The organism is Bacillus sp. 1021, from assembly GCF_014534735.1.
GTDB classification, from domain to species: Bacteria; Bacillota; Bacilli; order Bacillales; family Bacillaceae; genus Bacillus; species Bacillus siamensis.
Genome location: NZ_JACVSR010000004.1, coordinates 97,061 through 110,465 on the forward strand (window position 1 = coordinate 97,061; position 13,405 = coordinate 110,465).

At 48.1% G+C, this 13,405-nt stretch carries 12 protein-coding genes; 10 read left to right on the forward strand and 2 right to left on the reverse strand.

The features are described 5' to 3' along the window. Positions 1-32: 32 nt before the first annotated feature. Both ICW23_RS15025 and ICW23_RS15030 read left to right on the forward strand, forming a co-directional pair. Positions 33-1,103 (forward strand): helix-turn-helix domain-containing protein, encoded by a 1,071-nt coding sequence (locus ICW23_RS15025; RefSeq protein ID WP_016936850.1) that lies wholly within the window; start codon positions 33-35, stop codon positions 1,101-1,103. 129 nt (positions 1,104-1,232) lie between these two features. Further along, positions 1,233-2,165 carry an aldo/keto reductase gene (locus tag ICW23_RS15030; protein WP_188154720.1) on the forward strand — a complete coding sequence of 311 codons (933 nt, stop codon included), beginning with the start codon at positions 1,233-1,235 and terminating at the stop codon, positions 2,163-2,165. A 43-nt stretch (positions 2,166-2,208) separates the two neighbouring features. On the opposite strand, the gene ICW23_RS15035 is transcribed toward ICW23_RS15030, so the two are convergent. After that, a complete protein-coding gene (locus ICW23_RS15035; protein ID WP_047476136.1) occupies positions 2,209-3,204 on the reverse strand; it encodes a DUF5105 domain-containing protein in 996 nt (331 codons plus the stop codon). 128 nt (positions 3,205-3,332) lie between these two features. On the opposite strand from ICW23_RS15035, the gene ICW23_RS15040 reads away from it, so the two are divergent. Together ICW23_RS15040 and ICW23_RS15045 are read left to right on the forward strand one after the other, a co-directional pair. Beyond that, entirely contained in the window at positions 3,333-4,733 is a 1,401-nt protein-coding gene (locus tag ICW23_RS15040; protein ID WP_188154721.1) for a YcdB/YcdC domain-containing protein, read from the forward strand. 200 nt (positions 4,734-4,933) lie between these two features. Then, positions 4,934-6,292, forward strand: coding sequence for a YcdB/YcdC domain-containing protein (locus ICW23_RS15045; protein ID WP_188154722.1), 1,359 nt, complete (start codon positions 4,934-4,936; stop codon positions 6,290-6,292). Here ICW23_RS15045 and cwlK read toward each other — a convergent pair. After that, positions 6,289-6,792, reverse strand: a complete 504-nt coding sequence (cwlK, locus tag ICW23_RS15050; protein WP_016936845.1) for a peptidoglycan L-alanyl-D-glutamate endopeptidase CwlK — start codon at positions 6,790-6,792, stop codon at positions 6,289-6,291. The two genes, ICW23_RS15045 and cwlK, sit on opposite strands and share 4 nt — an antisense overlap. A 110-nt stretch (positions 6,793-6,902) precedes the next feature. Between cwlK and ICW23_RS15055 the strand changes: the two genes are divergently transcribed. From ICW23_RS15055 to ICW23_RS15080, 6 genes are all read left to right on the forward strand, one after another. Then, a complete protein-coding gene (locus ICW23_RS15055; protein ID WP_016936844.1) occupies positions 6,903-8,024 on the forward strand; it encodes a response regulator aspartate phosphatase in 1,122 nt (373 codons plus the stop codon). A gap of 113 nt (positions 8,025-8,137) precedes the next feature. Then, complete coding sequence (locus tag ICW23_RS15060) at positions 8,138-8,917, forward strand: glucose 1-dehydrogenase (protein ID WP_188154723.1); 780 nt, start codon at positions 8,138-8,140, stop codon at positions 8,915-8,917. 82 nt (positions 8,918-8,999) lie between these two features. Continuing rightward, complete coding sequence (locus tag ICW23_RS15065) at positions 9,000-10,682, forward strand: glycoside hydrolase family 13 protein (protein WP_016936840.1); 1,683 nt, start codon at positions 9,000-9,002, stop codon at positions 10,680-10,682. A 181-nt stretch (positions 10,683-10,863) separates the two neighbouring features. Beyond that, positions 10,864-11,817, forward strand: coding sequence for a metal ABC transporter substrate-binding protein (locus ICW23_RS15070; RefSeq protein ID WP_045926294.1), 954 nt, complete (start codon positions 10,864-10,866; stop codon positions 11,815-11,817). A 54-nt stretch (positions 11,818-11,871) separates the two neighbouring features. Beyond that, entirely contained in the window at positions 11,872-12,567 is a 696-nt protein-coding gene (locus tag ICW23_RS15075; protein ID WP_045926293.1) for a metal ABC transporter ATP-binding protein, read from the forward strand. Then, a complete protein-coding gene (locus tag ICW23_RS15080; protein ID WP_016936837.1) occupies positions 12,525-13,364 on the forward strand; it encodes a metal ABC transporter permease in 840 nt (279 codons plus the stop codon). The genes ICW23_RS15075 and ICW23_RS15080 overlap by 43 nt, the downstream gene beginning before the upstream one ends. Positions 13,365-13,405 lie beyond the last annotated feature (41 nt).

The window sequence follows — 13,405 nt, forward strand, 5'->3', positions numbered from 1 at the left end:
ATAAAGTTATATCAGAATTCGGAGGGTTTATTGTGGGAAAAGTGAAAAGAAATGCCCCTTGCCCATGCGGCAGCGGGAAGAAATATAAAAAATGCTGCGGAAGTAAAGCAGCTGCCATTCCGGCAGACATCGCGGCAAAAGAAGCGAAACAGATTCAGGAAAGCCTAATGGAGTACGCCTTTACAGCACATAGAGACGGCATATCATCATTTATTAACCAGCACGAGTTCATTGCGGAGCTGGACAGACAGACAAAAGACATCGGAGTCTTCAACCTCGGCATCTGGGGCATTTTCTTCCGACCGCTGGCAGGCGGCAAGACGATTTTTGAAGAATACCTTCAGAAAAAAGCCGGCGGCATCAACCGTCCGAAAACACGAGAAATCGTTGAATCATGGAAAAGCATGACACCAGCGGTTATGGTGCTTGAAGATGTGAAAGAAGGAATGATTCACTTTGAAGATGTGATGACGAAAAAACAATTCAAAGTGGAAATGGACGTCAGCCAGCAGGATCTTCCGCCGGAGGGAAGCCTGATTCTCGGCTATCCGATCCACGAAGCGGAAAAAGCGGAGTTCTTCATGCAATTTACGATCTTCCCTGTGAAGCGGACTGAAGCTTTGATCAGCAAAGTGAAAAAAGCGGCGGCCCCGGCCCTTGCGGAAGGAAAATCGCCTGAGCGCTTTATGGAGGAAAACTTCGACACTGTGCTGGCCGCTCTTTTAGGAACTGCGGAAGAGCCTGAGCAGGCTGCTGAAGAAAAACAGACAGAGTGGGCCAACGACATGGAGAAGGAAACGGCAGACGCCATTGAAAAAGGCCTGAGCGGGGATGAATACCCGGCTGAGCTGGTTCCGGCCGTTATTGATCTGTGGAAAACGTTCTGTGTCAAAAAAGCACCGACGATCAGAAAGCCGGAAGCTTTCGCGGCGGCGGTCGAATATTATGTGAACAGCATTTCTCTGAACGGCGCGTCCGTTTCTCAAGCGAAGCTGGCGAAGAAGTACGGCGTCAGCGCCTCAACGATTTCCAGCCGCTATAAGGAAATCGAGGGTGCTCTCACGGATGAAGCCGAACGCTTCGCCGCAGCTCTGACATCTTAATACACGGCAAAAAAACCTTGAAGGGCAAACGCTTTTCAAGGTTTTTTCTGTAGATAGGCTCTCAGGCAGGATAATTCTTACCGTCTATCTAATACTAAACAGAGGTATAAAAGGAAGGGGACCTGAGCCATGGAGGAAACACGTACGCTGGGCAGGACGGATTTACGGGTAAAGCGTATCGGTTTTGGCGCAAATGCGGTCGGAGGACATAATCTGTTTCCTAATCTCAATGATGAAACGGGAAAAGAACTCATCCGCACAGCATTGGATGGCGGCGTCAATTTTATTGATACGGCGTTTATATACGGTTTGGGGCGGTCAGAAGAGTTAATCGGTGAAGTTGTCGCAGAGCGCGGCGTGCGGGACAGCCTCGTCATTGCCTCAAAGGGCGCGCCCAAAGAAGTCAACGGGCAGATCGAACTGGACAACAGCCGTGAATTTCTTCGAAGTGAGGCGGAAAAAAGCCTGAAGCGGCTGAAAACAGATGTGATTGATCTGTACTACGTTCACTTCCCTGACGGAAAAACACCGCTGTCCGAGGTGGCGGGTACGTTAAAAGAACTGAAGGACGAAGGGAAAATCAGAGCAATCGGCGCGTCCAATCTCAGCTTCGGACAACTGCAGGAGTTTAACGCGGACGGCTATTTAGAGGTTTTTCAGTCGGAATATTCACTGATTCAGCGTGAGGCGGAGCGCGATCTGCTGCCTTACTGTGAAAAGAACGGCATTTCCTTTATTCCTTATTTTCCGCTTGCTTCCGGCTTGCTGACGGGAAAGTTTACAAAAGACACAGTCTTTGAGGACAGCCGAAAGAACAGGCCGCCGTTTCAGGGAGAAGCTTTTCACCAAAACCTGGAGAGAGTGGATAAGATGCGGGCCGTTGCTGAAGAAAAAGGCGTGCAGACAGCGCATATCGCACTCGCGTGGCTTCTGTCACAGCCTGCGGTGGATGCGATCATTCCCGGAGCCAAACGCCCCGGCCAGCTGAAACACAATCTGGACGCGCTTGATGTGCAGTTAACCGAGGACGAAGTTCAATATATCAGTGATATCTTTAAGTGAAAATAAAAAAAGGAAATAGCCTGCGCTATTTCCTTTCTTGTTGTCAGGACGTTTTCAAAAACGCTTCCGTCAATCCTTCCAGATCGGCATCTGTATCCAGATACCACTGGCCGCGGGAGTTTTTCTTCATTTCAATTTCTTTTGTCACTGAAGAAGAAGCCGGTTTCAGGCGCATAAACTCTTCTGGGTAGACAGAAAGCAGGTGGCTGACAATTTCGTTTTCATCAGCATCGGGGTGCTTTCCGGCATAGTCTTGCACGCGGTCTTGCAGCCGGCCCGCAAGCGGAGACATATCAAGCGGCGTCACATTGGCTTCAAGGACGGCTTTTTTGCCTGACATGGATTTGGTATGCACCTTGAGCTCTGTATTATCCCGCAGCGCTGATGACATGGCGTCAATAATAGCGGAAATGGCTTTTGAATCCGCCTGCTCCTGTGAAATGCCTGCTGAAGCGATAAAGCTGGCTTTCGCTGATTCCTGATAGGCGGCGGCCGTCATTTTTTCATTTACACCGGTCAGGCGGGTGAAATCTTTATTGTGCTTGCCGTACAGCATCACATCAATGTATGCGGATAATGCGTCCGCCGGTTCAGGTTTTGCGTTTGAGGCTGTGCCTTTGACTTTCAGTTTATAAGATAAAGGCTTCGCGTCTTTTGCCTGCGGCTGATATACCAATTCATATGATTTGCCTTCGTCAGCCGTGAAGTACAGATTGCCCGTCACTGTCTTGCCCGCATGAAGCGTGCCGCTCTGCATCTGGTCTTCCTTATCGGCCGCCGCTGTTTTCGCGTCATCCTGGTAAAGCGAGAAGTCGCTGCTTTTGACGGTAAGCGGGTCTTTGCCCGTATTTTTGACAGTGACCGTTACTTTAAGTGCGGCCGGATGTTCGGTATCGTCTGAAGCGGCCCACGCCGTATCTTTTATATTCACTTTCGCCGTGCCGCTTTCCTGGCCGCTGCTCGTTTCGCTGCTGCATGCAGCAGTAAATGCCGTGAGAAGCAAAATGAAAAACACGGCGCTCATTTTTTTGATGGACATCTGGTTAACCCCCTGTTGTTGTAATGGTTGATTCAATAGTCATGAAGAAAGGCAGGTTAATTATACTAGATTTGTTTAAAAGAGTCTTGGTAATCATTAATCTTTTTGGAAGAAAAGGAAGTGTTATGATGAAAAAAGAAGAATTGAAACAGCTGGCTCTCAGAATCGGAAACGTACCTGCAGGCTACGAGAGTAAGGTGGAAGAATACCAGGAAGATGAGGTTCTGTTTTGGTGGGAAGACAAGAATGATCCGGAAGCCGGCATCATGGTCGAATTGGACGGGGACGGAAAACTGAAATCCTTATCCCGTCCGGCTTTTCGGACTGATCTGCCGCCTCTTTCGGAATCGGACATAGAAGAACGGATGCGGGCGTTTGCAGAAACCCATCGTCCGGGGGCATTGGCTGAGTTCGAATGGGAGAAAAAAAGCTCCGTAAATGATGGTGATGTGAGATATTCCTATGTTCAGATGGCTGACGGTCTGCCGCTTCCGATGACCGGGTTTTACATTGACCAGGCTGTGACAGGGGAAGTAACCGGTTTTTCTTATTATGGGAGGGCGGATGAGCTGTTAAGACCCGGGACAATTGCGGACAAGCGGGATGCATTGGATCACTTTGTCGAACAAATAGAAGCAGAGCTATTGTTCACCGTACTGCACCAGTCCGTCTATGTGCAGGGGGATGACAAGCCCCATCTCGTCTATGAAATCGTATCTCCGCCGCGGCCGATATCGGCTGACCTGAAGGAAGAGAATGAAGAATTAGAAGAGTGTGAAGAGCTGGAAGACGACACGCGTCCGTATGTCCCGATTTCACGCCCTGCACCTGAAGCGGAAAAGATGAGCATCAATGACATGATCGGGCTGCATGACGGTTTTTATAAAGAGAGGGAAAGCGATCTTGGAGAGGGCAGTATCGGCATAGCGTGGCGCCCTGAAAAAACAAAATCCGTACGGGAAGATAAAAGCTTTGAAAGTCTGTTAAAAGAGCGGAATGAACATGTATTGAAAACAAGGTATGATAAAGAATCGGGCCGGCTCACCGGGGTAATGTCATTTATACAAAGTGAAGGCGAACCGGAGTTTTCCGAGGAAGAATGCCATCACATGGCCATCCGCTTTTTATTCGCCATGTTTCCGGAAGCGGATCAGTATTTCCGGGTTCAATATGATGAACCGGATGATGAAGGAGAAAACGTGGGACTTACATATAAGGCTTGTTCGGGCGGCGTTGATTTGCGATTCGGAGAGGGGAGAATCTGTGTCAGCAAAAAGACGGGTCTTGTCACTGTATATATGCCGCCGGAAATTGATCCGAAAGAGCTTGATCATATCGATCCCGTTCCTTCATTGACAATGGAAGAGGCGAAGGACGCGATCCGCCGGAATATCAAAGCCGAGCTCGCTTGGGATCGCTGTTACGATGACGACAGCGGCAGAAATGTGTACAGGCTCGTATACAAGCCGGTTTTCCCGCGGTTTATTGAGGCTCATACGGGAGAAGCGATTATGAGTTTAATAGGCTGAAGGTTATAGGCGTTCGTCCCGGGGCTTTCGCGGGAAGTGTGACATTTGTATGAAAAACAGCCGCTTTGAATACGGCTGTTTTCCCTCTTTGCTAAAAATAGACACATAAAAGGCACTTTCTTCCCTTTAAAAGGATAAGGACGTTTTTATATAATAAAAAACAGTTCTTTTTTATACACTCTTCTGAAAGGATGACCCCATTGCTGAAAGAACATCTGAGAAAAAAAGCGCTGGAGATCGGGAACATACCGCCGCACTATGAGCTTGAAATAGAAGATTTTGATGAAAAACAAAAAACGAGAGCCTATTATATATGGAAAGATCGCAACCATCCGGACAAAACGGTAACGATTGAGCTGGGCGGCGACGGATCTTTGCTTGCATATTCGCGCAATGACCGTCCGGATTCAGACATTCAGCTGTCAGATGCCGAATTAAAGCTGACGGCTCTTCGGTTTGCGGCCAGACACCGCCCGCTTACTTTTATGAACTTCACTTTTCAGGCGAGGGAAGAACGCAATGGGTGCATCCGTTTTAACTATACAAAAAAAGTGTTCGGCAGGCCGCTTCCCGATTCGGGTTTTTTCGTTGATGTAACCGAGAGCGGCTTCGTCGTGCAGTTTATCTATTATGGGGATAAGGGTGAAGCGCCCGTCCCGGAAACATTCGTCGATCAGGAGAAAGTGATCTCGCATTATATGAGCGGGCTGTCATTCAGTCTCGTCTATGACGTTGTCAATTTTGAGAAAACGCCGCGTCTCGTCTATGAACCGATCCTGCCGGCCTACAGCTATCCTGCCGGAGAAGATGAAATCGTTCCGGATCAGCCGCTTTGCGAAGACAGAAACGAACCGGCAAAACCGCTTCCCGCGCTTAAATATAAAGGGGAAGCCAGTATCTATGAATTGATGGGGTTTACCGCGGATATGATTCAGACACGCCGCCGCGGCCTCGGAGATGAGATCGGAACGACATGGCGGAAAGGGTCAGTTCCGGAACGGAAAGATTTGAGTATAGAAAGCTATTTTGAAAGCAGCAACAAAAATACAATGAAGATGAAAACGGACAAAAAGACAGGGAAAATGACGGCCTTTAAATCTTTTATTGAGCATACGGGCCCGGCCGTTTATTCAGCGGAAGAGTGTGAGGAAGTCGCACTTCAGTTTTTATACAAGCTTTATCCGAGAGCGGACGAGTTTTTCAAAATGAATCCGCTGAAAACGGACGGCAGGGGACGGTTCCGCTTCCATTTTTCCGTATGGTATCGGGATATTCCGCTCCGTTTCGGCGCTGCGAGGATCATTGTCAGTCCCGTAACCGGGCTTGTGGAAGCTTACATGGCGCCTGATATTGATCCGGAGCAGCTGGAGCGGATCAATCCGGTGCCGGCCGTTACCCTTGAAGAAGCAAAGGCAGCTTTTTTATCTGATTTCCATCTGCAGCTGGAATGGCAGCGCGATTTTACGCCGTCCGGCAGTGAAGGGTATAAGCTTGTGTACAGGCCTGTATATCCTCCGTATATTGATGCGCAAAAGCGAAAAAAGAAAAGGTTTTATTAGCCAGGGATCATTTGTAAATGAGGATAATCTTTAAAGCCTCTCCAATCGCCTCCCCAATCAAAACCGAGCGTTTTGGCAATCGATACGACCTCAAGCCAATCGGGCGTGCCGTTTCGGTTTCCGTCATACGTCATATCCCAAATCAGGCTGCCATCCTTTTTCTGCAGGGCGAAGTCGATGGCAAGGCCGTAATTGTGGTATGATTCTCCGCCTTTTGCGTAGGTGACGATGTTTCCTTTTTTTGAACGTCCTTGACGGTACAATTCGTTTTGTTCCTCAATTGATCTGAAACCCTCTGTGATAACGACGGTGATGCCTTTTTTCAGTGCGGCCGTCTGCAATAACTGCGCATTCTGTTTAACGAGCGGATGAAGATCGCTTGGTATATCTCTTTCCTGTAATGCCGTTTGCAGCCTCAGTTCTTTCTGCACATAGGAAAAACATAGGTCTGCGGAAAAGAAGAGGATGAAAAGCAGCGCTATTCTGGCTGGTAATCTCATGGCGGAATACTCTCTTTCTTTAATTGGTTAAAATCTTTGTTTGCTCACTGTTATAAATTTGCTATGATAAAATATAACATAATTAGTAGCCGGAGGAAGGAGGCAAATCTATGAAATCCAAGATTCCATCTGAAGAAGTAGCCGTAAAGATGAATGAATGGTATAAGCTGATCCGCGCGTTTGAAGCCGATAAAGCTGAAGCGCTGAAGCGGGAGATTCAATATGAACTCGAAGATATGGAAGAGAACCAGGACTTATTATTGTATTTTTCATTGATGGAATTTCGGCACCGCATCATGCTGGATAAATTAAAACCCATGAAAGACTGCGACGGCCGGCCTCCGTTCTCTGAAATGCTCACTGAGATTGAGATGAACCAGCAAAAGCTGACCGGTTTACTGGAATACTATTTTTACTATTTCAGAGGAATGTATGAATTTAAGCAGAAAAACTTCATCTCAGCGATTTCTCATTACAAACGGGCTGAGGAAAAGCTTGAATATGTGGAAGATGACATAGAGAAAGCCGAGTTTTTGTATAAAATTTCTGAAGTGTACTATCATATCAAGCAGACTTTCTTTTCGATGAATTACGCGGGACAGGCGCTTGATATTTACAAGAAATATGAATTATACGGAATGAGAAGGGTGCAGTGCAAGTTTATCATTGCCGGAAATTTGATGGACGCCCAGCAGCATAAAAAAGCGCTGGAATACCTCGAATGCGCCTTGGAGCACGCGGAGCGGCTTGATGATCAATATATGATAGCTGCGGCCTATTATAATATCGGGCACTGTATGTACAGTCTGGGTGACTTTTGCAAGGCGGCCGATGACTTTGAACGTGCGGCTGCCGGCTTTGAAGCGCACAGCTTCCAACAGGTCATTCAGGCTGTTTTTTCACTCACACATATATACTTTAAAATGGAAAAATACAGTGAAGCCGCCGCCAGCTGCGCACGGGGCATGAAAAGCGCGGCGGAGTGGGAAGATGAGATCTATATGACAAAATTCCGTCTGATTAAAGAGCTTTATCAGGGGGAAGGCGGGCAGGACTCGCTCAAAGAGTATTTTGATATTCTGGAATCTAAGGAACTGTTGGCTGACACGGAGGAGCTGCTTCAGGATGCGGCCCATTTCTTTCATAAACGGGGGAACTACAAAGCGGCATCTTATTTTTTCAGCCGGCTTGTCGGCGTGCAAAAAAGGCTGCAGATGAACAACTACGCATAATGAAAATGAACGGTGGAGCTTCGGTCTCATCGTTCTTTTTATGATTCCTTCTGTTTTCAGCCGATCAAAACCGGGTACATGCCCTGTATCAACATCAGGGAGGAAAAGAGACAATGTATCAGGATTTACAGGAAAAAACGGCGATTGTAACAGGTTCTTCGAAAGGAATCGGAAAAGCCATTGCCGAACGCTTCGGCAAGGAGCGGATGAATGTGGTTGTAAACTACCTCGGTGATGCTGCCGGAGCAGATGAAACAGCGGCCATGATTGAGAAAGCGGGAGGCAGAGCCGTCACCGTAAAAGCCGATGTATCCTCAGAGAATGAGATTCAGGCGCTGTTTGATGCCGCACAGGAGCATTTCGGCGGAGTGGACGTGATGGTCAACAATTCCGGCTTTAACGGTGCCGAAGCGATGCCCCATGAAATGAGCCTGGAGGATTGGCAAAAGGTCATCGACGTCAACGTGACCGGCACCTTTTTGGGGGCGAAAGCGGCCCTTAAACATATGCTCGATCGCGGGAAAAAAGGAACGGTCTTAAACATATCGAGCGTCCATCAGCAAATACCCCGCCCTGAAAACGTGCAGTACTCAGCATCCAAAGGCGGGATCAAAATGATGACGGAAACGATGGCGCTCAATTATGCATCCAAAGGCATCCGGGTCAATGCCATCGCTCCCGGCACGATCGCCACGGAGTCTAATAAGGACCTGGAAGATGAAACACATAAACAGGCCCAGCTGAAAAAAATTCCGATGAACGCCTTCGGAAAACCGGAAGAAGTCGCAGCCGCCGCCGCATGGATGGTGTCGGAGGAAGCAAGTTACGTGACCGGAACGACACTTTTCGTCGACGGAGGCATGACGCTTTATCCGTCTCAGCTGGAAAGATAAAAGAGGAGGGGAAACCTTCTCTTTTTTGTTTAGGTAAGGATCATAAAGGAAATGGTTCTCTAAAAAACAGGAGGACTCCAAGATGCCGAATGACTGGTGGAAAGACGCCGTTGTCTACCAAATCTACCCGCGGAGCTTTCAAGACACGAATGGTGACGGCATAGGTGACTTGCGGGGAATTATCGCGCGTCTCGATTATATAAAAGAGCTTGGCGCCGATGTGATATGGATCTGCCCGATTTACCCGTCGCCAAACGTTGACAACGGCTACGATGTGACAGATCACCAAGCGATTATGGAATCATACGGAACGATGGAGGATTTTCACGATCTGCTTGCGGAATGCCGCAGCCGAGGATTAAAGCTTGTGATGGACTTCGTCTTAAATCATACATCCACAGAGCATCCTTGGTTCAAAGAGGCGGAAATGAATCCCGACAGCAAATACCGCGATTATTATATTTGGCGGCCGGGCACCGCGGACGGCCCGCCGACCGATTGGGTGTCGGCTTACGGACAATCCGTCTGGCAGTACGAAGAACATACGGGCGAATATTATCTGCATATGAACGCCGTCAAACAAGCCGATCTGAATTGGGAAAATCCCGAAATGCGGCAATCCGTGTACGAGATGATGAGATTCTGGCTCGATAAAGGCGTGGACGGCTTGCGTATAGACCAGCTCCATTTTCTGTCCAAAAAAGAATACTTGCCGCCGTATGAAGATTATATCGCTCGCCGGGCCGATCCGAAGCCTTTCCGGCCAAACGGAGCACGGATACATGATTATTTAAAAGAAATGACGAAAGAGGTATTTTCCAAATATGACGTGATGTCGGTCGGCGAGGCCGGATCAGTGACGCCTGAGGAGGGGCTCGTTTATACGGGAACCGATGAGCATGAGCTGAATATGATTTTTCATTTTCAGCATATGGAGCTTGACCAGAAGCCGGGCCAAGAGCATTGGGATGTAAAGCCGCTTGAGCTGGCCGATTTGAAGAAAGTGCTTACAGACTGGCAGAAAACACTTGAACATCAGGGCTGGAATACGCTGTATTGGTGCAATCATGACCAGCCCCGGATCGTATCCCGCTTCGGAGACGAAGGCAAATACCGAAAGGCATCAGCCAAAATGCTTGCCGCCCTGCTTTATTTCATGAAAGGCACGCCATACATTTATCAGGGAGAAGAACTCGGCATGACAAACGCCCCGTTTGACAGGATTGAGGACTATCAGGATATTCAGACCGTCAATATGTATCACAAAAGGGTATTTGAAAAGGGCTGTGACAGAGAAGAAGTCATGGCGTCCATTATGGCGAAAAGCCGTGACCATGCCCGTACACCGATGCAGTGGGACGGCAGCAAGAATGCCGGGTTTACAAAGGGAGAACCGTGGCTGAAGGTCAATCCCAATTACAAAACCGTCAATGCAGCCGAGGCTCAGGATGATCCCGATTCTGTATTGAACTTTTACAAAAAACTGATCCGCCTGCGAAAACAGTATGCTGATGTCATAAAAGGCAGCTACACGCTGCTGCTTCCTGATGACCCGCAGCTGTTTGTGTATGAAAGACAGGCAAACGGACAAAAACTCATCTCCATCAGCAACGTATCGAAAGAAGAAGCCGTTTTTTATTGGCCGGATGGCTCCAAACCTGAAAGCGCCGAGCTTCTTCTCAGCAACTATGAAAATGGCGGCGGCGCGGAATCCCGCATCACATTCCGCCCTTATGAAACAAGAGTCTATCTGCTGGCCTGCTAAGAGTCAGACCCCCCCTGTCCTTACCTGACGGGGGCTTTATAGGTAAATCGGATATCAATTTAGAAAAAATATCTTGCAAAACGTAATTACTTCGTTTTATTATGGTATAGGTAACAAATGAGCGAGAAAGTACGATTCGGAAATCGTCATCATTCTGATTTGAAGAACAGGGGGAAACGGCTTGTTTAAAAAATGGAGCGGAATCATCGTCATTGCGGCATGCTTTTTAATCGCGGCGGGCTGCGGCAATTCATCTTCAAAAGGTTCGTCAGGTTCTTCGAAAAACGGCAAACTGCACGTCGTGACGACCTTTTATCCTATGTACGAATTCACAAAACAAATTGTAAAAGACAAAGGCGATGTAGACATTCTCATCCCGTCTTCGGTCGAACCCCATGATTGGGAGCCGACGCCGAAGGATATCGCCGGCATTCAAAACGCCGATCTTTTCGTATACAACAGCGAATATATGGAGACATGGGTTCCGTCAGCGGAAAAAAGCATGAGTTCTAATCATGCGAAGTTTGTAAAGGCGTCAAAAGGAATTGACCTGCTCAAAGGCTCGGATGAAGAGGAAGAAGAGCATGAACACGGCGGTCATGACCGCAGCATGGACCCTCACGTCTGGCTGAGCCCGGTTCTTGCGCAAAAAGAGGTCAAAACCATTACGGAGCAGATCGTAAAACAGGACCCGAAGAATAAGGCATACTATGAGAAAAATAGTAAAGAATATATTGCAAAACTGAAGGATCTTGATAAACTATACCGTACAACATTAAATAAAGCGGCGAAAAAAGAATTGATCACACAGCATGCGGCGTTCAGCTATCTCGCTAAAGAGTACGGCTTGAAACAGGTCGCGATTGCAGGCCTTTCTCCTGAAGAAGAGCCGAGTGCGGCCAAACTGGCAGATCTCAAAACGTTTGCCAAACAGCATGATGTGAAGATCATCTACTTTGAAGAAGTCGCATCGCCTAAAGTTGCAGATACACTTGCCGGTGAAATCGGCGCGAAAACGGAAGTGCTCAATACACTGGAAGGTTTAAGCCAAAAAGAACGGGATAAAGGCATCGGATATATCGACATTATGGAGAAAAACCTCGATGCACTGAAAGATTCGCTATTGGTTAAATAACATAGTGTGCGCCGCAGGGTGCACACTATTTCTATGCGGGAAAGGAAGGTCAGCATGAATCTCGTTACATTAAAAGATATCGTTTTTGGTTATTCGCATACACCGGTGCTTGACGGCGTGTCGCTGGAAATCAAAAGCGGCGAATTCGTCGGCATTACAGGGCCGAACGGCGCGTCAAAATCGACGCTCATGAAAGTCATGCTCGGCATGCTCAGACCTTGGGAAGGAACGGCCGAGATCAGTAAAAAAAACGCAGCCGGAAACCGCCTGACAATCGGCTATGTTCCGCAGCAGATTTCTTCATTTAACGCGGGGTTCCCGAGCACGGTTCTTGAGCTTGTGCAATCCGGCCGTTATACGAAGGGAAAATGGTTTAAACGATTGAACGAAACGGATCATCACGAAGTAGAAAACGCGCTGAAGATGGTGGAGATGTGGGATTTCCGCAATCGGAAAATCGGCGACTTATCCGGCGGACAGAAGCAGAAAATCTGCATTGCGAGAATGCTTGCGAGCAATCCGGATCTGCTGATGCTTGATGAGCCTACAACAGCGGTTGACTATGAAAGCAGACAGGGCTTCTACGAATTTATGCACCATCAGGTGAAAAATCACAACCGCACCGTCGTCATGGTGACACACGAACAAAACGAAGTACAGCAGTATTTGGATAAAGTCATACGGCTTGAGAGGGGGGAAAAAGGCGGATGGAAATGTTTGACTTGGAATTCATGCGACGAGCTTTTCTAGCGGGAAGCATGATCGGAATTATGGCGCCGATATTAGGCGTATATCTCGTGCTGAGAAGACAGGCGCTGATGGCGGATACGCTGTCTCATATTTCATTGTCGGGCGTCGCCATCGGTTTTTTTCTCAGTACCAATATTACGGCGGCGAGCATCGTTGTCGTCACGATCGGGGCCATCGGCATCGAATACATGCGGCGGGCATACCGTACATATTCAGAGGTTTCTATCGCAATCTTAATGGCGGCCGGGCTGTCGTTTGCGATGTTTCTGATCAGCCTGTCAAAAGGCGGCGCGTCGATGAGCATTGATCAATATTTATTTGGATCGCTTGTGACGGTCAGCCAGCAGCAAGTCTATATTATCGGCGGAATTACCCTGCTGATCCTGCTTTATTTCATTATTTTAAACAGGCCGCTCTATCTGCTTACCTTTGATGAAGCGACGGCGAAGACATCCGGCATTAACACCAATCTTCTGTCAATGTCTTTCAGCATCGTGACGGGGCTTGCGATTTCGGTCATTATTCCGATTATCGGCGTGCTGCTTGTTTCCGCGCTCCTCGTATTGCCCGCGGCTTTTGCGATCCGTATCGCCAAAGGATTTAAATGGGTGTTTACGGCAGCCATTGCCATATCTCTGTTCAGTGTGTTCACGGGGCTGACGTCTTCATACCAGCTCGGAACGCCTCCGGGGCCGTCAATCACTTTACTGTTAATCATTCTGCTTCTGCTCGGCTTTACGCTGCAGGGGATTTGGAATGCGTTTAAAAAAGGAAAAGAACGAAAAAACCGCCGTTAAGCGGTGCAGCAGGCTCATCTGCTGCTCCGTTTGGCGGCTTT

Excerpts from the sequence above, each read along its gene's own strand:
- ICW23_RS15030 (WP_188154720.1), top strand. The coding sequence starts at position 1,233 with ATGGAGGAAACACGTACGCTGGGCAGGACGGATTTACGGGTAAAGCGT.
- ICW23_RS15035 (WP_047476136.1), bottom strand. The coding sequence starts at position 3,204 with ATGTCCATCAAAAAAATGAGCGCCGTGTTTTTCATTTTGCTTCTCACG.
- ICW23_RS15040 (WP_188154721.1), top strand. The coding sequence starts at position 3,333 with ATGAAAAAAGAAGAATTGAAACAGCTGGCTCTCAGAATCGGAAACGTA.
- cwlK (WP_016936845.1), bottom strand. The coding sequence starts at position 6,792 with ATGAGATTACCAGCCAGAATAGCGCTGCTTTTCATCCTCTTCTTTTCC.
- ICW23_RS15055 (WP_016936844.1), top strand. The coding sequence starts at position 6,903 with ATGAAATCCAAGATTCCATCTGAAGAAGTAGCCGTAAAGATGAATGAA.
- ICW23_RS15060 (WP_188154723.1), top strand. The coding sequence starts at position 8,138 with ATGTATCAGGATTTACAGGAAAAAACGGCGATTGTAACAGGTTCTTCG.
- ICW23_RS15065 (WP_016936840.1), top strand. The coding sequence starts at position 9,000 with ATGCCGAATGACTGGTGGAAAGACGCCGTTGTCTACCAAATCTACCCG.
- ICW23_RS15075 (WP_045926293.1), top strand. The coding sequence starts at position 11,872 with ATGAATCTCGTTACATTAAAAGATATCGTTTTTGGTTATTCGCATACA.
- ICW23_RS15080 (WP_016936837.1), top strand. The coding sequence starts at position 12,525 with ATGGAAATGTTTGACTTGGAATTCATGCGACGAGCTTTTCTAGCGGGA.